Source organism: Caproicibacterium amylolyticum (assembly GCF_014467055.1).
In the GTDB taxonomy this organism is placed as follows: Bacteria; Bacillota; Clostridia; order Oscillospirales; family Acutalibacteraceae; genus Caproicibacterium; species Caproicibacterium amylolyticum.
Genome location: NZ_CP060696.1, coordinates 1099763 through 1123273, shown reverse-complemented (window position 1 = coordinate 1123273; position 23511 = coordinate 1099763). Strand labels below are relative to the sequence as shown.

Sequence of the window (23511 nt, the reverse complement as noted above, 5' to 3'; positions counted from 1 at the left end):
GTATATACGATACCGTAATATATAGATATTACCACAATCTAGAGAATTTGTCACGAAAATAATATGCAAAAAAGCAGGCAGTCAATATACTGCCTGCTTTTGAATTTGCTAAAAAGGTAAATCTTACTTTAAAGCAGCTGTAATGACTGCCATTTTGTAAACTTCTTCTGCATTGCACCCACGGGACAGGTCATTAATTGGTGCATTCAAGCCTGCCATAATTGGGCCTACAGCCTCAAAACCGCCTAAACGCTGTGCAATCTTGTAGCCAATATTGCCGGCATTGATGTCAGGGAAGATAAATACATTCGCTTTGCCTGCAACCTTAGAACCCGGTGCTTTCAACGAAGCAACTTCCGGAGAAACAGCGGAGTCAAACTGCAGCTCACCATCTACATCAAAGTCCGGCTTCAAAACCTGCAGCTTTTCTGTTGCATTGTGCATTTTGTCAACGCTGTCGCCCTTGCCGGAACCCTTCGTGCTGTAGGAAAGGAAAGCAACCTTCGGGTCCATGCCAAAAATACGGGCTGTTTCAGCAGTACCCTGTGCAACTTCGACCAGTTCATCTTCATTCGGGTCAATATTAATGGCACAGTCGCCCATTGCGTACATTTCAGTACCGCCCTTACCGTCCGGACGATGCAGCAGGAAGCAGCTGGTAACGATTTTGTGGCCGGGCTTGCATTTTACAAGCTGCAGTGCCGGGCGTACAGTATCCGCTGTGGAATAAGTTGCGCCGCCGAGCAGTGCATCTGCATAACCCATCTTTACATACATGGTACCAAAGTAATTGGATTTTTTCAGGCTTGCTCGGCAAGTTTCCTCATCCATTTTGCCGTGGCGGAGTTCCACCATTTTTGCAACCATTTTTTCAAAGTCCGGGAAAGTTGCAATATCGACAATTTCAATTCCGCTGATGTCCTGGCCAGCCTTAGCGGCGGCAGCCTTTACAGCGTCCTGCGCACCAACCAGCACCGGTGTCAGAAAGCCCTCTTTTTTCAGGCGGCTTGCGGCCTGCAGGATGCGGGGATCAGTGCCCTCTGGAAATACAATTTTCCGGGGCTCTTTTTTCAGGATTTCAATCATTTTTTCAAGCATGGATACTTACGTCCTTCCGTATGTGATTACTCCCGACCCGCACCGCGCAGGCCGTGTGGGAGCACTTTACTCTTTCATTATACACCTGATTTCAAAGAATACAAATTGAAAAGCGCCAAACTTTGTGAATAATCGGCATGATTTTCTATGGATAAGCAAAAAATGCTGTTAAAAATGTATCATACTGCTTCATGGAAAAGCACCTTTTCTACAAGAAAAAATAAAAATCGCAAAAAAGTGTTGACATGTTGGGTTGGTTTGTGCTAATATTATTTACGCACTTGTTAATGATATGGAGAGGTGTCCGAGTGGTTTATGGAGCTGGTCTTGAAAACCAGTGATCCCGCAAGGGACCAAGAGTTCGAATCTCTTCCTCTCCGCCACAGATTACACATATAAGTTTATATTTTTAGATAATTCACCTATGGAGAAATACCCAAGTGGTGAAGGGGCTCCCCTGCTAAGGGAGTAGGTCGGGAAACTGGCGCGTGGGTTCAAATCCCACTTTCTCCGCCACAAAGAAAAAGCCGCACGGTTAAGCTGTTTTTGCTTGCCGTGCGGCTTTTTGCTGTATAAAAATTAAAAATTGCCGAGTCGTTTTACGTCAGTTTAAGATGCCACTGCGGATATATTTGATTGAATTGACTTTCCAAAAACGAAAGTTCATCGCTGCCAAATGTCTTCACCCTGCGGTAAATGCAGGCTTTTGTGTTGCCGGTAAGTAAAAATGCAGCTTCCTGATAATAATTTTTAGATATTTTGCTCTCGTGCAAAATATCTTTGGCAAGCAACCCAATGACCCGCCCTGTTTCCGGCGTAGTCGCATATTGAATTGGGTCACAGACAACTACAACATCCGCTTTTAAAAATTGTTTCGGAAATCCATCGCGCAGGTCAACTTCATTGGAAGCATACAAATTTGGCACAGCTTGAAACGTTGCCGGTGCATTCACATTTTGCAGCAGCGAGTAATTGAGCCGAAACGATGCTGACAGCATGTACACTTTTCCATTTCCGGACGCTTTTGAAACCTGATTCACTTTGCTGCAAAGTGCGTGCAGCTGTGCCATATCATCACGCTGCAGCGGTAGAAAACGCTGACTGCCAAGCAGATTATTTACCCGAACGACATGCAGTGCAGGCACATAAGCAAAAATAAAATTCAGTGCGGTGACAGCCGAAATTGCCGCAACGGCTGTGTTTTTCCAAGCTCGGTGCCAGTCCTGCACGCAGCCAAGCAGATGCATCTGCAGCAACAGCAGCGGCAGTACGGATATGTAATAATGATGCGGCCCCATGCTCTGCACGCGAAACAAAAGAACTGTCGGAAGAAATGCCGCAACAAGCAGTGAAACTGAATAGGCCGCATCTTTTCGCATTATAGCCACTACAATATCCGCCGAACATATGACAAAAAACAAAATGCCAAAGTACAGCACAAACAGCTTAAAATTATGCAGGGTATCGCCAGTCTGGTAGCCTTTGTATTGTTCGGCATAAGAATTGGTCATGGCTTTGACAATGAAGTCACGGAAAAAAAGGAGTAGTACTGCGGCAGCAATCCCTGCTGTAGTCCAAACATTGGCACCAAAGCAGTGTGCTTCTTTTTGACTGATCTGCTTAGATGCTGTGCACAGCACCATATAGCAAACAACCGCGACCACCAAACCAACAACCGAATAACAAAAATATCTTCTGCCCAGCATAACAAGAATCAATGACACTGCAAGACAAAAGCAGCGCCCAGGCTTAAACGTAAAAATTTCTTTTCCCATAACCATGCTGAACGCCAGCGAAAGTACTAAAAGAGAAAATGCGTCCAAATACCCCGCAAGTACCGGATACAGCAGTGCCGGTGTCAGTACGGTCAACCCAAAGAGCAGCGGCAGCGGAACCTTTTGAGCTCCACCGCTGTTTTTGGCAGCTAAACTAATAACAAAAGCCCCAGGCAGCAGAAAGAAATTCAGAATCAACAAAATATGTACGACATGACTTGTTCCGAAAATCTTTGTCGGCAGGGAAAGCACCAGCGGTATAACCAGATTGTAATCTACAGTATTTACCGATGCATAGACATTGTTCAAAAGCATTCTCGGTCTGGTTGTAAGCATCTGAGATGCTTCAATGGTTTTTCGCCAATAATCTGCCTGATCCCAATAATAGACCGTGTGCTGATTCAGCATTTCCACGGCAAAAAATGCATTGATTCCTATCACGATCAAGCAGCAAAATAAAATTACACTACTTCTTTGCTTTTTGAGTAACTGCAAACATCCGGTTAGGTACAGCACAAGCAGACAGAACCCATACAGTATTCCTAAAACCGTCAGGCCAAGTAAAACACCGCCCGCCCTTTGATGTCCCATTCGGCACAGTAAAAATGTCAGCAGCATCCCTGCACATGCAAAAACAATATGTACTAGAAAAGGCATATACTCTTTCCGAATAAATCGTTTCCACCAGTGCAGCCTTTTTGTTGAAGCATCCGTAAAAGAATTCGTATTTTCCGCAGTTTTTCCGTTCATCCTTTGCAACATTTATCCCCCATACATCTAACAAATGAATATTCATTTACTCATTCGTGATTTTTGTAATAATTTACATATTAAATAAATTAATATATTTCAAATATTTTTAACCAATTATTGATATTGTATCATTTTGTCAATATATCTGCAACTATAAAAAAAGTGCTCCTTACTTTCCATGTATCCCAATGAAAAGTAAGGAGCACCGCTTATCTGACATTTCTTATACTGAAAACATCAGTGTTCTTCCTGCGCATCCTCACGGGTAGCATGCACGGTTCCGCGCGGATGCTGCACCGGTGCATAGATGGAAAACAGCTTCAGCGGACGCCTGCCCGTATTGATCAAATTGTGCCACTTGCCCGCCGGAATGAAAAAAGCATCATCTACAAAAACATTTTCCCTGAAATCCAAGTTTTCTTTTTCGCTGCCCATTTTTACAACGCCGTGACCGTCTTCAATACAAATAAACTGGTCCACATCCGGATGCATCTCCAGCCCAATATCTTCCCCAGGATTGATACTCATTACCGTAAGCTGCAAATGCTTGCCAGTCCACAAAGCTGTGCGGTAAGTTCGATTTTCACGCGCAGCTTTGGCGATATTCACTACATAGGGCTCAGGTCCATGGTCTGTCAGATGTACAATGCTTCCGCCGTTCTGCTGGCCGCAGCCATACGGACACTGCCGGTTTGTCATCATTATTTTCTTCCCCTTCGCAAAATGAATTTATTACAGTTCATTTTATGCGCAGTACTTCAAAAGAGAACTTCCCGCCGCTTTTGATTCTCTTTTACGCAATTATTTTGCTTTCCTTATAGAAACAGGTTGACACGCTGCCTGCATTTGTTCCAAATGAATGTCACATTTTTTCTCAAAATGAATCTTATAATTTCCTTTCTTTTCTTTGATAAGTATGCTATAATGCGGTTAAACAGATTGGAGATGATAGGATGGATGTTTCCACTATCGCTGCTACAAGCACAAGTCTTCACATGGCACAGGCGCAGCAGGAAGCCAGCGTTTCTGTACTGAAAAAAGCAATGTCTGCACAGGAAACGCAGAGCGCCGCTCTGATTCAGACCATGCAGGCCTCCAACCATCAGTTGGACGTTTTAGCCTGACCAAACACAAAAACACGCCTTAATTCGGCTTTTAGAGCTGATTCAAGGTGTGTTTTTTTATTTTTATAAATCCTTTTTACTGTGGCGACCGAAAAAGCCAGAGCAAAGCCTTTGCAATACGCTGCGGGATTCCCGTAAAATGCCCGCCGCTGTTCCACTCCAGCACAGATTGCTTTGTACATGAGTGCAGCAACTCTGCGGCACGCCGCGTACAGTCCCCAACTTGCTGCATGCGTGGATCACGTGTCTTTTCCTCACTGCGTCCCAGAGAAAGATAAACTTTTTTTTCACGAAAGCCGTCAATACGTTCGGCAAACCACGCTGGAAAATTATCATACCAAAGAGAACCCGATATGCTGCCGCACATGCCGAAATGCCAATCCTGAGCAGTTTGCCAGAGAGCAGCAAGTCCTCCCAGTGAATAACCGAGCAATGCAGTCTGCTCCGCCTGCTCACTGACCGGAAGCCGTTTTTGTACTAACGGCATTGCCTGACAGGTAAGCAGCTCAAAAAAATCTTTTGCGCCGCCGGTAAAAGGCTCGCCGCTTTTCCACAGAGAGGGTACCGGCCACGGTGTGTAATCCCGCCCCCACTCCGCCGGCACAACACTGCAGATACAGAAGGGTGCACACGTTCTGCCAAACTGCGGTTCCAACTGTAAAAGTATCTGTTCCAATGTGGTTCGTACCTCGTCACCAGCGCAGATCCACGCAATCGGCAGCTGCGCTTTACAAAATTCCGCAGAAGGACAGTAAACCAACACTGAGCGCTTACCACACGGCAGTTCTGTCAGTGTTCCTTTCCGACTCATTTCAACTATTCTTCCTTCCTTTTGTTAATTTTTCCTCCTGTACGGAACGCGGTGAAATGCCGTACTGCGCGCGGAACGCACGGGAAAAATTTGTATAATCCGCAAAACCGCTCTGTGCAAAGGCTTCGCCGGGCGTACTGCCGGACTGCAAAGCCAGCCGCGCTGCAATCAGCCGCTTTCGCACAACATACTGATGCACGGAAAAGCCCATATATTTTTTAAACTGCCGCGTTAAATGATACTTGCTCAAATAAAAACGTGCGGAAAGCACATCGAGGGATAATTCCTCTTTTAAATGTTCATTGATATACCGTACAATTTCATCCACCTTGCTGTCACAGTCAACACTCTGTTCCTCCGGCGATGCTGAAAAATAAGCACGGTTCAGCCAAACCAAAAGCTGCATACAGTACGCACGCCGCAGCGCAGCACTGCCGTAAGCATCGCTAATATAGACCTGCTCCAACTCACCGCAGAGGTTTTGAAGTTTTCGGCGTATCTCCTCCTGCGGACGAAGCAGGTTGGAATGCTGCCGCGAAGACGCTTCAAAACACAGTGCCAAGTTTTCGCTGCCGCCCAACGAACGTACGTAGCCAGGCTGCAGCCACAGCACAATGCGTTCATAGGTCTGCCCCTCCCGCACCTGCGGACGGTGCAGTTCCCGGTTATTGGTCAGCAGCACGTCCCCCTGCTGCGGATGATATACCCGCCCCTCGACTACATAGTCCACATTGCCGGAAAAGAAAAGCAGGACTTCATAAAAATCATGGCTGTGGTACGGCACCTGTACCGGCTCGCGGTTTACAGAATGAAAATATTCAAAGTCCGGCCGTATCATTTCCTGCCGGTCGGTAAATTCGCCAAATAGCTGCTTCACTGTTCTATCTCCGCAATGTTGATTTCTATTTATAGTACCGCATGCTTTCCAAAAAAGCAAGGTATAACTGCGCAATTTTTGCATACCAGTTCCGCAATTTTCGCAAAGTATTATGCAAAAAACAGAGTATACTGAAAAGCAGATAAATGCAGCTTATCGCTGCAAAGGAGTGAATATTCTATTGAAACCTCTGATTCATGATGATTTTATGCTGCACAACGGCACAGCTTCCCTGCTGTACCACCGCTTTGCGGAGAAAGCACCGATATTTGACTACCACTGCCACCTGAATCCGGAAGAAATCCTGCAGGACAAAACCTACAGCAATATGACGGAAATCTGGCTTTCCGGAGACCATTACAAATGGCGCCTGATGCGTGCCGCCGGTGTCCCGGAGAAATACATCACCGGTAATGCCGATCCTTACGAAAAATTTCTGAAATTTGCGGAAACGATTCCCCGCTGTGCGGGCAATCCGATGTATCACTGGACACATCTGGAACTGAAACGTTACTTTCATGTAGATGACCTGCTGACACCAGAAAGTGCGCCGCGCATTTGGAAGACCTGCAATGAACAGCTGCAGAAGCCGGAATTTTCTGTACGCTCCCTGATTCGCCGCAGCAATGTTGCAGCGCTGTGCACAACGGACGATCCTGTTAATGATCTGCACTGCCACAAGGCACTCGCCGCGGATACAAGCTTTGCGACAAAGGTTCTGCCGTCTTTCCGCCCCGAAACAGCACTGCATCCGGAAGATCAAAATTTTGTCAGCTGGATGCAGAAGCTGTCTGCAGCAGTCGGTACACCCGTTACAACATTTGCGGAACTGGAAACCGCGCTGGAAAAACGCGCGGAATATTTCAAGGCTGCAGGATGCTTAGTGGCAGACCAGAGCCTTGCTTCTCCAGATTTTTGCTGCGGTACGCGCGCAGAAGCGGAAGCCGCATTTACAAAGCGCATGTCCGGCAATAAACTGACCAATGAAGAAAGCAATGCCTACCAAAATCAACTGATGATTTCATTGGGACGCATTTACCACAAAATCGGTTTTGTCATGCAGCTGCACTTCGGCGTGATTCGCAGCTGCAGCACCCGCATGTTTGCAGAGTGCGGTGCTGACACCGGCTTCGACGCGGTCGGCGACGGCATTTCTGCCGCTTCCCTTGCTGCACTTCTGGATTCACTTGACAAAACCGGTGAACTGCCGAAAACGATTGTCTATTCACTCAACGCAAATGACAACGACAAACTTGCCAGCGTACTCGGCTGCTTCCAGGAAAATGTTTTTCCGCAAAAAATGCAGCTGGGTGCAGCATGGTGGTTCAACGACCACCGCGACGGCATGGAAGCACAGATGAAAGCACTTGCCAACACCGGCCTGCTCTCCGGCTTTGTCGGTATGCTGACCGATTCCCGCAGTTTCCTTTCCTACACACGGCACGAGTATTTCCGCCGTATCCTGTGCAACCTGCTCGGCGAGTGGACGGAGCGTGGCGAACTGCCGATGGACTATGACCTTTTGGGCGGCATGGTGGAAGATATTTGTTACAATAATATTGCGGCTTATTTGACAAAGTGAAAAGGAGTTCTCAACATGAATGACATTTTAAAACGAATTAGTGCAGTCACCGTTGTGCCGGTCATCAAAATCAATGATATCGAAAATGCTGTTCCACTGGCACAGGCACTCTGTCGCGGCGGTCTGCCAGCTGCGGAAGTGACATTCCGCGCCGCCGGAGCAGATGAAGCGATTCGCCGCATCCGCGCCGCTGTACCGGAAATGCTTGTCGGTGCCGGCACCGTACTGACAACCGAACAAGCGGACAAAGCCATTGAGGCCGGTGCACAGTTTATTGTCAGCCCGGGGTTTAACCCCAAAGTCACCAAACACGTTTTAGAGCGCGGCGTTGCCATGCTGCCGGGCTGCGCAACACCTGCCGAGTGTGAAGGTGCTATGGAACTTGGTCTTGATGCCGTTAAGTTTTTCCCGGCAGAACCGGCCGGCGGCATCAGCATGATTAAGGCAATGTGCGCCCCTTATTCTAATCTGCACTTCATGCCGACCGGCGGCATAAAGCCGGAAAATCTGGACAGTTACCTCTCTTTCAATAAGATTCTTGCCTGCGGCGGCACGTGGATGGTAAAGGAAAACCTGATTGTAAACCATCAGTTTGACGAAATTGAGCGCCTGACCCGGCAGGCTGTACAAACGATACTGGGACTGCGCGTTCAGCATGTCGGCATCAACTGCACCAGTAACGACGAAGCCTCCGCACTTGGTGACACTCTCAGCATGCTTTCCCTGCCAAAAGAAGAACAGCCACTTTCCTATTTCAGCGGCAGTCTTTTTGAACTGATGAAACAGCCGGGACGCGGCACGCATGGTCACATTGCACTGGGTGTCAACCATCTGCAGCGTGCAGTTGAGTACCTGAAGCTGCGCGGAGTCTGCTTTGATGAAGAAAGCTGCCAGTATAAGGAAAACGGCGAACTGCGGCTAATCTACCTGAAAGGGGAATTCGGCGGCTTTGCAATACATCTTCTGGAAAACGAACCGGCGTAAAAACAATCGTTGCTTTCAAAAGATTGCATATTGATTTATTGACCACAGTGGATCCTCTTATCACTGTGGTCTTTTTGCACAAACTTTCAGAAAAGTTAAAAATATTCAAATCAATCACTTTTCTTTCTCACATTGATGTAGTAGAATGGTTCTGGTTAGAAATTTTAAGCAATTTATGAATACTATCTGCTGCAGCGAGGAACATGTAATGGAACAAAACCTCTTGGATGTATTAGACATCCTGACATATATCAGTGACGCGCAGACCTATGAACTGCTTTACTGGAATCAATCTGCTCAAAATTTTGCATACAATAGAAATGCTGTACCCGGCAGCGGCTGCAAATGCTATCAGGCACTATTCGGGCAAACAGAGCCATGCCTCAACTGTCAGCACAGTCTATTATCTGAAAACGGCTGCCAAAAACAATATGCTGACGCGCGAACCGGACGCAGCTACCTTATGCGAAGATCGATTACAGAATTAAACGGGCGCAGTTCTATTTTAGTAACCGGTACGGACATTTCATGTCTGTCTCTCTCTGCCGCGAATAAAAATATCAGCAGTTTTGCAGAGCGTGACCCAATCACCGGTCTTTTTTCACAGGCAGAATTTTGTAGGCAGGCTGATCGGCTACGCCATGAATTCCCGCAGTCACATTATGTTTTCATCCGGATGGATGTGGATAAATTCAGGATTTTTAATGACGCATTCGGTATGCAGGAAGGTAACCGCCTGCTTTCGTTCATCGCGCAAACGCTGCGGCAGCACATTGGACCTCATGACTGCTGTGGGCATATGTTTGCAGATGTTTTCTGCGTAATGACAGACCAGCCAACCAACGACGCTGCAGAAAAATTCATGAGCAGTATTGGCGGTTCCTTTTGTCTGCCTAATGTCGGCACATCCTTAAAAAGCACGCCGCTGCTGCCGGCTGCAGGCATTTACCGCCCCGCAGACAACTGTGAGCTCTCCATTGCCTGTCTGGAAAAAGCCGGCTTTGCACACAAGTTTGCAAAGACTGCCCCTTTGCCGCACTGCAAGTTTTACAATGACAGTATCCGCGAGCAGCAGCGCCGCGAAAAAATGATTGAATTTCAAATGGAAGATGCTTTGAAATCCGGTCAATTTTTGGTGTATCTGCAGCCGAAATATGACCTGCATACACACCATGTGGTTGGTGCTGAGGCGCTGGTTCGCTGGAACCATCCTACACTGGGTATTATTCCGCCTGACCAGTTCATTCCGCTGTTTGAGCGCAACGGCTTTATTCTGCAGCTGGATTCCTACATCTGGCGGGAAACCTGCCGTCTGCAGCGCAGCTGGATTGACCAGGGACTTTCAACTGTACCAATCTCTGTGAATGTTTCACGGCTGCACCTGTGCAACTCGGAATTTCGTTCAACTGTTGTCAGTCTAACCAACCACTACCGCCTGTCGCCTAAAATGCTGGAACTTGAACTGACCGAAAGCCTGTTCATACAGGATGCCGATGAACTTGCGCAGGTTCTTCAGTCACTGCGCAGTGATGGTTTCTCCATAAATATGGACGACTTTGGAAATGGCTACTCCTCCCTGAATTTTCTGGACGGTTTGGAAGTAGACGTACTGAAACTGGACTGCGGCTTTTTAAAAGGGCACAATATTTCTCCCCGCAGCCGCACCATTCTGCGGCACATGATTGTCATGGCGCGGGAGCTGGGCATGCAGATTGTTATGGAGGGCGTAGAAACACCTGAGCAGGCTCAGCTGCTGATGGATTACGGCTGTGACATTATTCAGGGATTTTATTTTAGTCGGCCAATCCCCGCCGAACAATTTGCAAAACAATACCTGTGTTCATACTCTGCATCATAAATTTTTACAAAGGCTGCTGCAATTTTTAATGCAGCAGCCTTCTCTTATGGAAATTTTCCGAATTTGTTTTATTTTACAGATAGATTCATTAGATTAAGTAATTCTATTGTTTCTTTCCTGCCTCAAAAAAGCGTCGCTGCTTTCATTGTTCTTCCGATCATCTCCGTGAAAGAAACACAAACAGCACATTTTCAATTTTCAACCCACATGCAAAAAACTGCATTCAATAGTTGATAAAATACAAATATAAAATGTGCAGATTTTTATTCATGCTACAATTTTATGTAAACATGATTTACTTATATTTTCTAAATAATCCTAATTTAAATGCATTTTACAGTTACTTTATGTAGGTTTATAAAATTTATCTGAATTTTATGTGTTCCATGATATTGAAATGATACTCATAAAAGTATATAATTTTCTGTATATTGATTCTTTATTTTATTTACATCGTCATTTGATTTCCCGCTTAAAATGCAATTTGTCTTTTTACTTAGTTTTTAAGCTAACTGGATTTCGTCTAATCAATGAATCTATTAACCGGACCTGCACCTGCTTTTATCCACAGAAAGTTTTTCCCCTAGCTACTCTGTGGAAATATACATTGAGCAGATTTTGCTGCTCAAAGCAGAAAGGAGAAGTTGTTGGATGGTCTCAGACAAACGGCTCGTCCTAATTGTGGATGACAGCCAGATTAACCGCCAGATTCTCTGCAAAATTCTCTCCGACACTTACGATACCCTGCAGGCTGCTAATGGCAAAGAAGCACTGCAAATTTTGCGCCAGCAGCCGGAAGCTATTTCCGCTGTGCTGCTGGATTTAATTATGCCCGTAATGAACGGATATGAATTTTTAGATATCCAACAGACTGACAAAGAACTGGCAGCCGTTCCGGTTATCGTGGAAACACAGCGTGAGGGCACAGATTCTGAAATTGACGCACTGGCGCGCGGTGCATCCGATTTTCTTACAAAGCCTTATAATCCAGCACTGGTTCGTCAGCGCCTTGCAAATATTATTAAATTGCACGAAACCTCTGCATTTGTCAATATGGTGGAACGCGATGCCTTAACACATCTGTATACCAAAGAAGCTTTCTACATGCGTGCCAAGGAAATGCTTAGTCAGAATCCAGACAACGAATACGATATTCTTTGCATGGATATTAAAAACTTTAAATTAGTAAACGATGTGTTTGGAGAAAGCAAAGGCGACTGGCTGCTCTGCTTCCTTGCAAAATTGCTGAAGGACTGTATTCCAAACGGCTGTGTCTGCCGCCACGGCGGTGATATTTTTGCCGCAATTCTGCCAAGGCAGGCTACCTATTCACCAATTATCTCTAAAATGAAAGCAGTTCTGAAAGAGCAGCCGATTCACATGAATCTGCAGCTGAAATTCGGAATTTACCCAGTTGATGACCGCAGTATTACGGTTCGCGCCATGTGTGACCGAGCAAAGATTGCATGCAAATCCATTACCCAAATGTACGGTACAAACCTGGCATTCTACAGCAAAGCCATTGGCGACCGCCTGAGTGAAGAACAGCAGATTACTGCGGAAATGAATCAGGCTCTGCTTAACGGTGAATTTGTTGTCTATTATCAGCCAAAATATGACTTGGAAACAGAAAAATTGATTGGTGCTGAATCGTTGGTACGTTGGAAACACCCGAAAAGGGGGTTCCTGCCGCCCGACACTTTTGTACCCTTATTTGAGCAAAATGGTTTCATTACACAGCTGGACATCTTTGTTTGGAAAACTGTGTGCGGACAAATGCGTGAATGGTTAGACAGCGGCCTGCCCTGTGTACCGGTTTCCATCAATCTTTCACGTGTAGATATTTATAATCCGCAGCTGCCGGAAATTATCATTGATATTTTAAATCAGCAGCAGCTAAAGCCAGAATACATACAGTTGGAAATTACAGAAACTGCTTATATGGACAATCCGAAACAGTTGATTGCAACGGTTGACCGCCTGAAACAATACGGCTTCCAAATTGACATGGATGACTTTGGTTCCGGCTATTCTTCCCTGAACATGCTGAACGAAGTGCCGGTTGATACACTAAAGCTGGACATGCGCTTTCTGCGAGGTGCACAGACAACCAGCCGCGGCGGCAATATTTTATTTTTTATCATGAACCTCGCCAAATGGCTGGAAGTCACCGTCGTTGCAGAGGGTATTGAAACACGTGAACAGATGCTATACCTGCGCGGTCTAGGCTGCAATTATGGACAGGGATATTACTTCGCAAAACCCATGCCGTCCGACGATTATCAGCACCTGCTTTCGATACAAACAGCAAACAAAAACAAGCTTGCTGTGTCCATACTCTCCTGTGAAAAAGCGAATCTGATTCCGCAGGAAGAAATCTGGAAAATGGACTCTACGTTTAACCGCGTATTTAATGGTTTTATCGGTGCACTCGCGTTGTTTGAATATCAAAATGGAAAGCTGCTGTTAATTCGACCGAACGACGCCTTCATGCAGAAGTGCAGTTTTATAAACGGCTATGTTGGTGCAAGCCTTACTACTATTTTTTGTGTTTCAGACGCAGAAAAATTTCAGAAAATTCTGCAGGATGGAATGCAAAATGGAGAACCGTTTTCGCAAGTATTCTACAGCATTCCAAATAAAGAATATACGGTTCGAATGCGGATGCAGCTCATTTGCCAAAGCACACACAAAACGCTTGTAATGGCTTCCGCAGATTTTGTTTCGAATGTATCTGAGTTAAACAGTACAACCGCCTAACGGTTCAGAGGAGAATTTTCATGAGTAAACTAACGGATTTATTGAATGTTTATGGTGCTGATACAATCCCTACCATGGAACGTTTTCTTCAAGATGAAGAAATGTACTTGGACTGCTTACTTTCCTTCTCTAAGGATGAAGGTTTCCAAAAACTTGAGGCCGCCCTGCAGGAAAAAAACTTTTCTGCGGCATTTGACGATGCCCATATGTTAAAAGGTGTCGCTGCAAATTTGGGACTCACTCCGCTTTACAAAACGATCTGTGTTCTTGTGGAAGCACTACGTACGCACGATTATGCAAATTGTGACCAACAGCTTCACGACATAAAAATTGAAAAAGTCAGAATGGAAAAAATCATTCTGCAATAATCGAATTTGCAAATCCCCCGGCCGCTGATAAGCAGCATACGGGGATTTTTTTGCGTTGTCTTGACTTTTACCAAAACCAGCTTGTCTTCCGTAAAGCAATGCGATACAATTACAAATGCATGATAAATAAGATATCGGAGGTTGATCCCATGGAAATTTCAATAGAATCCTTGAAAGCACCATGCATCTGCGGAAAAACACATCCCTTGTTTGTGAATGACCTGTGGATTGAGTCGGGCGCACTACGTCGCCTGCCGGAGCTGTTGCATGCATACCACAGCCCCGCTGTAATTTGCGATGAAAACACCTACGCCGCAGCCGGCAAAACTGCCTGTGCCATGCTGCCAAACTGCGTCTGCATAAAACTTCCTGCACGGAATCTGCACGCTAATGAACGTGGTGTTGCACTCGCCAAAGAACAGCTGAAAAACGCTCCTGACATTCTGGTCGCTGCCGGCTCCGGTACAGTTCATGACATTACAAGATTTATCGCGCACGAAAAAGGGATTCCTTTTATTTCTGTACCTACCGCTGCCAGCGTAGACGGCTTTGTTTCCACGGTTGCAGCCATGACATGGGAAGGCTTTAAAAAGACATTTTCTGCGGTTTCACCACTCTATGTACTTGCGGACACCGATATTTTTTCAAAGGCACCGCAGTGCCTGACTGCTTCCGGCGTTGCAGACCTACTCGGCAAGTACACCGCACTTGCCGACTGGAAAGCTTCTCATCTGCTGACCGGAGAATACATCTGCCCGCACATTTGTGAGTTAGAGGACAAGGCGCTTCAAACACTGCGCGGATGCCTGCCGGAACTTGCAAAAGGCAGTAAAGAAGCCTATGAAACGCTGATGTACGGCCTGCTGCTTTCCGGCCTTGCCATGCAGATGGCCGGAAACAGCCGTCCGGCTTCCGGCGCGGAACATCACCTTTCGCATTTGTGGGAAATGGAAGCCATCAATTCTTACGTGGATGCCTATCACGGTCAAAAAGTGGGTGTTGGCCTTTTGCTTGCCGCAGATGTTTACCATCGCGCCGCCAAAAAGCTGCGTGCAGGTGCCGGTACAGTTCCTTACCACAGTATTGAAACAGCGTTGCTGAAAGAAAAGTTCCCCGAACATCTGCTGCACAGCATTTTGAAAGAAAACGATCCTGACCCCATGGCAAACTTGACAGATGAAACACTGCTCGCAAAGGAAACGGAACTGGCTGACATTCTGGATGCTGTACCCACTACCGCAGAACTTTCCGCAATTCTGGAACAGGTCGGCGGTGTCCGCACGATGGCAGATATTGGGCTTGACGCTTCCCTGCGCACCGATTCTCTGCGGCTTTCACCGTATGTTCGCAACCGTCTGACTGTTATGCGTATTTTAAAGAGGTTTGATTTTTACGAAGAAGTTATCAGCTAAGAAGTTTTCGCCAGCCTTGTTCACAAGGCTGCGGGGTGTGGGGCCGAGCCCCGCGACCTCGGCTCTTAACCGTAAAGCCCCCTTCGTGTAAAAAAGGATAGCAGTAACGTTCCCCTGCGGCGGCGAAGCGGCGCCGCAAAGAGTTGCCTTGGTAAAATGTCTGTGGTGACTGACAAAGTGTTCTGCAAGGGGCAAGACTTTGCTGACCCTTTTCCTCCCACAGCCGTCAATACCGGAGTCATCCAAGGTCTGGCACTTGTTGCGTGGCTCCGCCCGCCGCAAGGAAACACTGCTGTATTCCCTTTTCCCAATACAATGACTTTACGGTCAAAGATCAAGACCGTGGGCTTCGCCGCACCTACCGCCCTTGAAAGGGTGGGCGGAACTTCTCATGTACGGGCAAAAACATAAAAATCCGGCACACAGATTTCACTCTGTGTGCCGGATTTCATTTTATGATTTTAAGGTCAGTTGCCGCAAATCAGATTCATTTCCGCAACTGCGCGGCCCTTTTTGTAGTAAATCCGTGGTACGCGCTTACTGATATCACAGGTAATTTCATAATTGATGGTACCAATCAACTCCGCCATTTCATCCGCTGTAACGGTTTCGTCGCCGTCTGCACCAATCAGCGTTACAATATCCTCTTCCTGCACATCCGGTATATCGGTTACATCCACCATCATCTGGTCCATGCAGATGCGGCCAATGCTATGCGCGCGTTTGCCGCGAATCAGCACGTCCACCTTGCCGGAAAGCATACGCGGGTAGCCATCCGCATAGCCAATCGGCACCGTTGCTACTTTGGTTTCGCGTTCCGTGCGATAAGTGCAACCATAGCTGACCGGTGTTCCCGCCGGAATGACCTTAATCAGAGAAACAACACTTTTCAGGCGCATAACGCGCTGCAGGTCAAGCTGCTTCTGCACCTTGCTGGAAGGCATCATGCCGTACAGAATGACACCGGGGCGGCACATATCCAGCTGAAACTCCGGATAATCCATCAGTCCGGCGGAATTGTCGCAATGACGAATGCGAAAACGAACACCAACTGACTCCAGCTTTTCAATCGCACTGGTAAAGCATTTGTATTGCTGGCGGGTAAATTCTTCTCCGCCTGCACCCTCATCCGCAACCGCGAAGTGAGTAAAAATACCCTCCGGCAACAGGTTTTGCAGCGTACAAACACGCTGAATCTCCAGCAATGACTCACCGTCCCGCTGCGGTTCCTGATACACAAAGCCAATCCGGCTCATGCCGGTGTCCACCTTGATGTGTGTGCGAACCTTCACCTTTGCTTTGGCCGCTTCCGCATCCAGTTCCTGCGCATATTTTTCAGAAAGCACCGCCTGCGCAATGTTCAAATCAGCAAGCTTTTTGGCTTCTGTCGGCGGCGTATAGCCAAGAATCAAAATCGGCAGGCCAACTCCGCAGGCCCGAATTTGTATGGCTTCCTCCAGATTGGAAACAGCCAGCCACTGCGCACCCAGGCGTTCATACAGATGTGCCAGCTGCTCTGCGCCGTGGCCGTAGGCATCCGCCTTGACCACACAGCACATTTTTGCACCGGGGCGCATAGCCTCCCGAATTGCTTTATAATTGTGAGCAGCGGCATCCAAGTCGATTTCCGCCCAGGTACGTTTCAGTGAATTATTCAAAGTATTTTACACCCGATTCAAACAGTTTTTGATCCTTTTCGCCGGGTACGTTTTTGTACAGATCCGTACCGCGCCGCTCGCTGTGGCCCATCTTGCCCAGAACGCGTCCGTCCGGGCTGGTAATACCCTCAATCGCGCAGACTGAGCCATTGGGATTCCACTCAATTTTTCCGCTTGGGCAGCCGCAGGGGGCTGTGTACTGTGTGGCAACCTGTCCGTTCTGAATCAGCGTATCCAGAACTTCGTCACTTGCCACAAAACGTCCCTCACCATGAGAAACCGGCACCGCAAAAACATCGCCCGGCTTGACCGCGGCAAACCACGGGGATTTCACACTGGTCACACGCGTATACACCATGCGGGAAACGTGGCGGCCCAGTGTGTTAAAGGTCAGGGTCGGTGCCGCGGCACTCGGCTCCATAATTTTACCGTACGGCACCAGTCCCAGCTTAATCAGTGCCTGGAATCCGTTGCAGATACCCAGCATCAGGCCGTCGCGCTGCTCCAGCAGGCGGGTCACTTCTTCTGCAATCTTCGGATTGCGGAAAGTGGTGGCAATAAACTTGCCGGAACCGTCCGGCTCATCGCCGCCGGAGAAACCGCCGGGCAGCATAATCATTTGGCTCTGTGCAATGGCCTTGGCCATGGCATCAATAGTTTCCTCAATGCCGGCCGGTGTCAGGTTCTTCACAACCAGCACATTCGCTTCAGCACCCGCGCGCTCAAACGCTTTTGCGCTGTCGTATTCGCAGTTGGTGCCCGGGAAAACCGGAATGAACACACGCGGTTTTGCTGCTTTTATGGCAAGCGCCTTTGCAGAATACTCCTTATAAAGCGGAATGTCGCGCGAAACGGGAACTTCCTTTGCCTTGCTCGGGAAAACTGCTTCCAGCGTTCCGCTCCACGCAGCAATCAGGTCATCCAGCATCATATGGGCACCGCCCAGAACAAATTCTTTGTCCGGAATGGTATCGCCCACTTTTACTGCGTTCTTCGGGAACGCGGTGCCCTCTTTCAGTTCCAGCACCAGTGCGCCGCAGCGCGGTGCAAAGAGCGCCTGTGCGTCCTCCATATTGCGGTCAAAGGAAACACCGACTTTGTTGCCGAAGGCCATCTTTGCCACAGCAGCCGCTGTGCCGCCTTCTTTGACGACCGCAGCAGCAAGCACCGCGCCGGAAGCAGTCAGCTTTTCAATTTCGGTATAGTAGTTTTTCAGGGCTTCCCAGTCCGGCAGCAGGGTCTCCGCATCCACCGGCAGCGGGAACAGCACGATTGCGTGGCCTGCACCCTGCAGTGCCGCGGAAAGTGTCTTGCTCGCCTTGGTCATGGAAATGGCAAAGCTGACCAGTGTGGGCGGTACATCCAGCTTTTCAAAGGTGCCACTCATGCTGTCCTTGCCGCCGATTGCGGGCAGACCCATGCCCAGTTGTGCGGAAAGTGCGCCCAGCAGTGCGGCAGTCGGCTTTCCCCAGCGCTTCGGGTCTTCTGTCATGCGCTCAAAGTACTCCTGGAAAGTCAATCGTGCTTTCAGCGGGTCAGCACCCAGTGCGCAGAGCTTGGAAAGGCTTTCAGTAACCGCCCATGCCGCGCCGTGGAACGGACTCCACTTGGAAATGCCCGGAATAAAGCCGTACGCCATTGCTGTGGCATCATCTGTTTCACCGGCGGTCGGAATCTTCGCGGCCATACCCTCCTCCGGTGTCAGCTGATACTTGCCCGCAAACGGCATCAGTACCGTAGCCGCACCGATGGAAGCATCAAAGCGCTCAGAAAGTCCCTTTTGCCCGCAGACTTCCAAGCGGGTCAGGTTTTCGCGGAACGCTTCTGCCAGCGGTTTGCCGGTAAGGCACGCCGGCACCTGTTCACGGTAGTTCTGCTGCGGATCAACCGGCGCAATTTCCACATTTGTTTCCTGTGTAACGCCGTTTGTGTCCAAAAATGCGCGCGTAATGCTCACAATTTCATCCCCGCGCCAGAACATCCGCAGGCGCGGTTCTTCGGTAACTACTGCAACCTCAGTAGCCGCCAGGTTTTCTTTTTCCGCTTCCGCAATGAATTTTGCTGTATCTTTCGGGTCCAGCACAACTGCCATGCGTTCCTGACTTTCAGAAATAGAAAGTTCGGTGCCGTCAAGACCCTCATATTTTTTCGGAACCTTGTCTAAATCTATTTTCAGGCCGGGTGCCAGTTCGCCGATGGCAACGCTGACGCCGCCCGCGCCGAAGTCATTGCAACGCTTAATCATGTGTGCAACTTCCGGCTTGCGGAACATCCGCTGAATTTTACGTTCTGTGGGCGGATTGCCTTTCTGCACTTCAGCGCCGCAGTCCTCTACGCTTTCCTCGGTGTGTGCCTTGCTGGAGCCGGTTGCGCCGCCAATGCCGTCGCGGCCGGTCGCGCCGCCGAGCAGAACAATGCTGTCGCCGGGAGCGGGTTCTTCACGCACAACGTTTGCTTTGGGGGAAGCGCCGACAACAGCGCCGATTTCCATGCGCTTCGCAACGTAACCGGGGTCATAGAGTTCCTGCACCTGGCCGGTCGCCAGACCAACCTGGTTGCCGTAGGAAGAGTAGCCATGTGCCGCGCCAGTGGTGATTTTCCGGCTGGGCAGTTTGCCGTGCAGCGTATCCTCAACAGATACGCGCGGGTCACCGCTGCCGGTTACACGCATGGCCTGATACACATAAGCACGCCCGGAAAGCGGGTCGCGGATTGCGCCGCCGAGGCAGGTTGCCGCGCCGCCGAACGGCTCGATTTCCGTCGGATGGTTGTGTGTTTCATTTTTAAACTGTACCAGCCACTGCTCGGTTTTGCCGTCAATGGTCACCGGTACTTCAATGGAGCAGGCATTGATTTCCTCGCTCTGGTCAAGGTCGGGAATCAGGCCGCGCTTTTTCAGCACTTTCATGCCGATTACTGCCATATCCATCAGCGAAACCGGACGCTTTGTATTCTTGCCGTACACTTCGTCACGCACATCATAGTAAGCCTGCAGCGCCTGTTCAATCGTGCCGCTGACAGCGCTTTTGGCAACTGCAATGTTTAAAAGCTTTGTGCTGAACGTTGTGTGGCGGCAGTGGTCGCTCCAGTAGGTATCAATTACACGCAGTTCGGTAACGGACGGGTCGCGGTGTTCTTCTGTCTTAAAGTAATCACGCACAAACAGCAGGTCTTCCAGCGTCATGGCAAAACCCATTTTGGCGTAATATTCTTTCATCTGCGCTTCATCCCACGCAGTAAAGCCCTGCACACGGGCAACATCCGCCGGACGCTGAACGCGCATTTCCAGTGTCTGGGGCTTGTCCATAGAAGCAAGGCGGCTTTCCACCGGGTTAATCAGGTAGTTTTCCATGCGTTCCATCTCTGCCGCAGTGAGATTTCCCTGCACAGCAACCACCTTTGCGGTGACAACCTGCGGGCGTTCGCCCTGCGTCAGCAGCTGCACGCACTGTGCGGCGCTGTCCGCGCGCTGGTCGTACTGACCGGGCAGATACTCCATTGCAAAAACCTGCCAACCATCCAGTGGGCATACTTCATCATACACCGCATCCTGATTGGGTTCTGAAAGAATGGTGTCGCGGGCCGTGGCAAATTCCTCTGCCGAAAGGCCAGACACATCGTAGCGGTTGATGAGCCGCAGGGCAGTGATTGCCGTAAGGCCCAGATTGTTGACCAAATCCTCCCGAATATGCTGCGCTTCTACGTCGAAGCCGGGCTTCTTTTCCACAAAAACTCTGCTAACGTTAGACATCGTTTCCCCCGTTCCGCCGGTTTCCCGGCTTTTTGTGTGCTGAAGCTCACGGTTTTCGTGCCGCTGCCCGCAGGCGGCAGCAGAAAATGTGATTACTTCGAACTCTATGCCGTATTTTTTTATTTTATCATAAATATTCATCCAATAAAAGAGCAGAAAGACACAAAACCAAGTGTTTCCAAATAAAAAAATCCGTCCACTCCGCAGCGATACAGCCGGCTATAGAAAATCGGCACACTTCCACTGCCGGAAATGTGCCGATCTCATTGGAGAGTAGTGCTGTAATTATTAAAATCTGTATTCAAACAGGACTTGCAGGCAAAGTCAAACATTAATTAAAATTATACCCCATTTACCTAAACAAGTCATTATATTATTTTGATATTTTTAACATATTATTGGTTTCAAAAGCTAATTTATAAATTTAAGTCGTTATAATGACAAACACTTGAATCATTTTACTTAACTTCTGAAAGTAAATCAATTAAGCTGTCCGCAGCATTCGTCCAAGGTACTCGCCAATCATCACACCAATCAAACAAACTCCAACACTGACAGCCGCGTTTGCAACACCCAACATTGCCTTTTCTCCCTGCAGCAGATGTACCGTATCCAGCGAAAAAGTTGAAAACGTGGTAAAGCCGCCGCAGACACCAGTTTTCAAAAAGAGAATTGCTTCTTTAGAAAAATTCGGTGAAGATGCCACAAATCCAATTAAAACTGAACCGAAAAAATTAATTAGCATCGTCATAATCGGAAAATCCATTGAAATTGGAATCAGCCCCAGTAAGTACCGGGCAACGGCGCCAACTGCGCCGCCCGCAGCCACAAGCAAACAAGCCTGCATAATTGTTTCTCCCTCGCTCTCAAACGTTTTCACACTATTTGTTATCAGTTTAGCACAAATATTTCTTAAAAGAAATAGCAAGCACACTTGAGCAGGTACCGAAATTTTCACACCTTTTTTGCGAAAAATTGTGCACATACAAAAAAGGAACCTCGCAGAGAGGTTCCTTCACTGTGGCCAGCCATAAACAGCTTACCGATAAAGTTTTAAATTTATTTCTGGTTCTTAGCAGCGCGCTTTGCATTGTCTTCTTCAATATCTTCCTGAATCACGTCACGCATCAGGCGCACCTTGGAGTGGTCAATGCGGTTCTCAGGCAAAATAGTGTTTTCGCAGCCGAGGCCATGCTTGTTGCCTTCGCTATTAACCCACAGACGTTCTGCAACCGGTGCCCATTCGTTTGCGCGTACTTCGCACTTTGCACACAAATCATGAACGTCTTCCGGTTTAACAAGGTCAGTAGAGTGTGCGTTGGTTGCCTTAACAACCTTCTCCAGCTTATAGGGGTTATCCAGCAGCGGGCAGGGACGCAGCATGTTCTCGTTAAACGGCTGATTCTTGTGGTATTCCATAAAGAGTGGAGAAGTATAAGCTTCCAGCAAAGTCTTTTCACGGATATTGGAATCAGAGTAATGAATGAACACGCAGGGGTCGATATCGCCGTTTGCGTTGATATGCAGGTAATAACGGCCGCCTGCAATACATCCATACACATATTCGCCGTCCAGGAAGAAGTCCAGTGTGAACAGCTCCTTGGTTTCACGGAACTTGCGTACCTGATGATACATGAGTTCGCGCTTGTCAGCAGGAACCATCAGGTCTGTCGGCGCGTCCACGCCAACCGGCATATAGGTGAAGAACCAGCTGAACAGTGCACCCTGGTCAATCATCCAGTCAAAGAATTTCTCGTTGCTTACAGCGTCAACGTTCTGGCTTGTATAGCAGCAGGAAACACCGAACGGCAGCTTATGGTTGCGCAGGATTTCCATAGCCTTAGCAACCTTCTGGAAGGTGCCTTCGCCGCGGCGGGCATCCGTAGAAGCCTCTGTGCCCTCAACGCTGATAGCCGGAACGAAGTTGCCGACGCGCAGCATATCTTCTGCAAACTTGTCGTCAATCAGAGTAGAGTTTGTGAAGCAGAGGAACACACAGTCGTTGTGCTTCTCGCACAGTTTAATGATGTCATCTTTACGAACCAGCGGTTCACCGCCGGTGTAGATGTACATATAGGTACCCATGGCAACGCCCTGATTGATGATGTCATCAATCTCGTCAAAAGACAGGTTCAGCTTGTTGCCGTACTCAGCAGCCCAGCAGCCAGTGCAGTGCAGGTTGCAGGCGCTGGTCGGATCCAGCAAAATTGTCCACGGCACGTTGCAGCCGTGCTCTTTACGGACAACATCCTGACGCTTACCGCCAACCAAAGTAGCGTTGACAATGAAGTTGGAGAAGATGGTCTGCAGCACGTGCAGGTCAATGTTGGTGTACAGCTTTTTGATAAGTTTAAACCAGTTGTTGTCCGGGTTATCGATAACGCGGTGGAACATGGCGCGCTGGCCCTTGTACATATCATCCTTATCGAATTTGTCAATCATGTTGAGCAGTTTGGGGATATTTTTCTCAGGGTCCTTACCCAGGTAGCCAAGGGCTTTCTTAATACCAAATTTTTCGAGCTGTTCTTTAAGTCCGTAGTCTGCCATTACTTACTTCCTCCTAAAGATAGATAAATAAACATGAAAAGCACAAAGCATTTCTAAATTTAGTGCAGCAAATGCTATTTCACTCCGTCATGAATTCCATTATAAGAATGAAACCCCCATTTGTCCTTAGACAACCTGAAAATAAAGTCTTAA

At 48.1% G+C, this 23511-nt stretch carries 15 protein-coding genes, 2 tRNA genes and 1 pseudogene; 9 read left to right on the top strand and 9 right to left on the bottom strand.

The features are described from left to right. Positions 1-123: 123 nt before the first annotated feature. The gene (gene pta, locus H6X83_RS05365; protein ID WP_212508116.1) at positions 124-1098 is read right to left on the bottom strand and encodes a phosphate acetyltransferase; all 975 of its coding nucleotides are present in this window, start codon (positions 1096-1098) and stop codon (positions 124-126) included. A 294-nt stretch (positions 1099-1392) separates the two neighbouring features. Between pta and H6X83_RS05360 the strand changes: the two genes are divergently transcribed. Both H6X83_RS05360 and H6X83_RS05355 read left to right on the top strand, forming a co-directional pair. Next, positions 1393-1481 (top strand) — tRNA-Ser (locus H6X83_RS05360). 43 nt (positions 1482-1524) lie between these two features. Beyond that, positions 1525-1614 (top strand) — tRNA-Ser (locus H6X83_RS05355). 83 nt (positions 1615-1697) lie between these two features. Here the strand turns inward: H6X83_RS05355 and H6X83_RS05350 are convergent. Continuing rightward, complete coding sequence (locus H6X83_RS05350) at positions 1698-3314, bottom strand: hypothetical protein (protein ID WP_212508115.1); 1617 nt, start codon at positions 3312-3314, stop codon at positions 1698-1700. 549 nt (positions 3315-3863) lie between these two features. Beyond that, positions 3864-4265: pseudogene (locus tag H6X83_RS05345) on the bottom strand (cupin domain-containing protein); the annotation flags it as partial. A gap of 314 nt (positions 4266-4579) precedes the next feature. On the opposite strand from H6X83_RS05345, the gene H6X83_RS05340 reads away from it, so the two are divergent. Next, a complete protein-coding gene (locus H6X83_RS05340; RefSeq protein ID WP_212508113.1) occupies positions 4580-4750 on the top strand; it encodes a YjfB family protein in 171 nt (56 codons plus the stop codon). A 76-nt stretch (positions 4751-4826) separates the two neighbouring features. Here the strand turns inward: H6X83_RS05340 and H6X83_RS05335 are convergent, their stop codons facing one another. Both H6X83_RS05335 and H6X83_RS05330 read right to left on the bottom strand, forming a co-directional pair. Beyond that, positions 4827-5561, bottom strand: coding sequence for an alpha/beta hydrolase (locus tag H6X83_RS05335; RefSeq protein ID WP_212508112.1), 735 nt, complete (start codon positions 5559-5561; stop codon positions 4827-4829). A 1-nt stretch (position 5562) separates the two neighbouring features. Continuing rightward, the gene (locus tag H6X83_RS05330; RefSeq protein ID WP_212508111.1) at positions 5563-6438 is read right to left on the bottom strand and encodes an AraC family transcriptional regulator; all 876 of its coding nucleotides are present in this window, start codon (positions 6436-6438) and stop codon (positions 5563-5565) included. A gap of 181 nt (positions 6439-6619) precedes the next feature. Between H6X83_RS05330 and uxaC the strand changes: the two genes are divergently transcribed. From uxaC to H6X83_RS05300, 6 genes are all read left to right on the top strand, one after another. Further along, a complete protein-coding gene (gene uxaC, locus H6X83_RS05325) occupies positions 6620-8020 on the top strand; it encodes a glucuronate isomerase (RefSeq protein WP_212508110.1) in 1401 nt (466 codons plus the stop codon). Positions 8021-8035: 15 nt separating this feature from the next. After that, positions 8036-9004 carry a bifunctional 4-hydroxy-2-oxoglutarate aldolase/2-dehydro-3-deoxy-phosphogluconate aldolase gene (locus tag H6X83_RS05320; RefSeq protein WP_212508109.1) on the top strand — a complete coding sequence of 323 codons (969 nt, stop codon included), beginning with the start codon at positions 8036-8038 and terminating at the stop codon, positions 9002-9004. Positions 9005-9212: 208 nt separating this feature from the next. Next, complete coding sequence (locus tag H6X83_RS05315) at positions 9213-10862, top strand: putative bifunctional diguanylate cyclase/phosphodiesterase (RefSeq protein ID WP_212508108.1); 1650 nt, start codon at positions 9213-9215, stop codon at positions 10860-10862. Between the two features lie 651 nt (positions 10863-11513). Next, complete coding sequence (locus H6X83_RS05310; RefSeq protein WP_212508107.1) at positions 11514-13622, top strand: two-component system response regulator; 2109 nt, start codon at positions 11514-11516, stop codon at positions 13620-13622. A 20-nt stretch (positions 13623-13642) separates the two neighbouring features. Next, positions 13643-13990, top strand: a complete 348-nt coding sequence (locus tag H6X83_RS05305) for an Hpt domain-containing protein (RefSeq protein WP_212508106.1) — start codon at positions 13643-13645, stop codon at positions 13988-13990. Between the two features lie 149 nt (positions 13991-14139). Next, entirely contained in the window at positions 14140-15402 is a 1263-nt protein-coding gene (locus tag H6X83_RS05300; RefSeq protein ID WP_212508105.1) for a sn-glycerol-1-phosphate dehydrogenase, read from the top strand. Between the two features lie 467 nt (positions 15403-15869). Here H6X83_RS05300 and alr read toward each other — a convergent pair whose 3' ends face one another. The 4 genes from alr to H6X83_RS05280 all read right to left on the bottom strand — a co-directional run bounded on the left by alr (position 15870) and on the right by H6X83_RS05280 (position 23358). Next, positions 15870-17060, bottom strand: a complete 1191-nt coding sequence (gene alr, locus H6X83_RS05295; RefSeq protein ID WP_212508104.1) for an alanine racemase — start codon at positions 17058-17060, stop codon at positions 15870-15872. After that, entirely contained in the window at positions 17053-20811 is a 3759-nt protein-coding gene (locus tag H6X83_RS05290; RefSeq protein ID WP_212508103.1) for a phosphoribosylformylglycinamidine synthase, read from the bottom strand. Before H6X83_RS05290 ends, alr begins: the two co-directional genes overlap by 8 nt. 484 nt (positions 20812-21295) lie before the next feature. Continuing rightward, complete coding sequence (gene crcB, locus H6X83_RS05285; protein ID WP_212508102.1) at positions 21296-21658, bottom strand: fluoride efflux transporter CrcB; 363 nt, start codon at positions 21656-21658, stop codon at positions 21296-21298. Between the two features lie 212 nt (positions 21659-21870). Then, entirely contained in the window at positions 21871-23358 is a 1488-nt protein-coding gene (locus H6X83_RS05280) for a radical SAM/SPASM domain-containing protein (RefSeq protein WP_212508101.1), read from the bottom strand. Positions 23359-23511: the final 153 nt, after the last annotated feature.

Coding starts and splice junctions, on each gene's coding strand:
- H6X83_RS05335 (WP_212508112.1), bottom strand. CDS start 5,561: ATGAGTCGGAAAGGAACACTGACAGAACTGCCGTGTGGTAAGCGCTCA.
- H6X83_RS05320 (WP_212508109.1), top strand. CDS start 8,036: ATGAATGACATTTTAAAACGAATTAGTGCAGTCACCGTTGTGCCGGTC.
- H6X83_RS05290 (WP_212508103.1), bottom strand. CDS start 20,811: ATGTCTAACGTTAGCAGAGTTTTTGTGGAAAAGAAGCCCGGCTTCGAC.
- H6X83_RS05280 (WP_212508101.1), bottom strand. CDS start 23,358: ATGGCAGACTACGGACTTAAAGAACAGCTCGAAAAATTTGGTATTAAG.
- pta (WP_212508116.1), bottom strand. CDS start 1,098: ATGCTTGAAAAAATGATTGAAATCCTGAAAAAAGAGCCCCGGAAAATT.
- H6X83_RS05300 (WP_212508105.1), top strand. CDS start 14,140: ATGGAAATTTCAATAGAATCCTTGAAAGCACCATGCATCTGCGGAAAA.
- H6X83_RS05340 (WP_212508113.1), top strand. CDS start 4,580: ATGGATGTTTCCACTATCGCTGCTACAAGCACAAGTCTTCACATGGCA.
- crcB (WP_212508102.1), bottom strand. CDS start 21,658: ATGCAGGCTTGTTTGCTTGTGGCTGCGGGCGGCGCAGTTGGCGCCGTT.
- H6X83_RS05305 (WP_212508106.1), top strand. CDS start 13,643: ATGAGTAAACTAACGGATTTATTGAATGTTTATGGTGCTGATACAATC.
- H6X83_RS05315 (WP_212508108.1), top strand. CDS start 9,213: ATGGAACAAAACCTCTTGGATGTATTAGACATCCTGACATATATCAGT.
- H6X83_RS05310 (WP_212508107.1), top strand. CDS start 11,514: ATGGTCTCAGACAAACGGCTCGTCCTAATTGTGGATGACAGCCAGATT.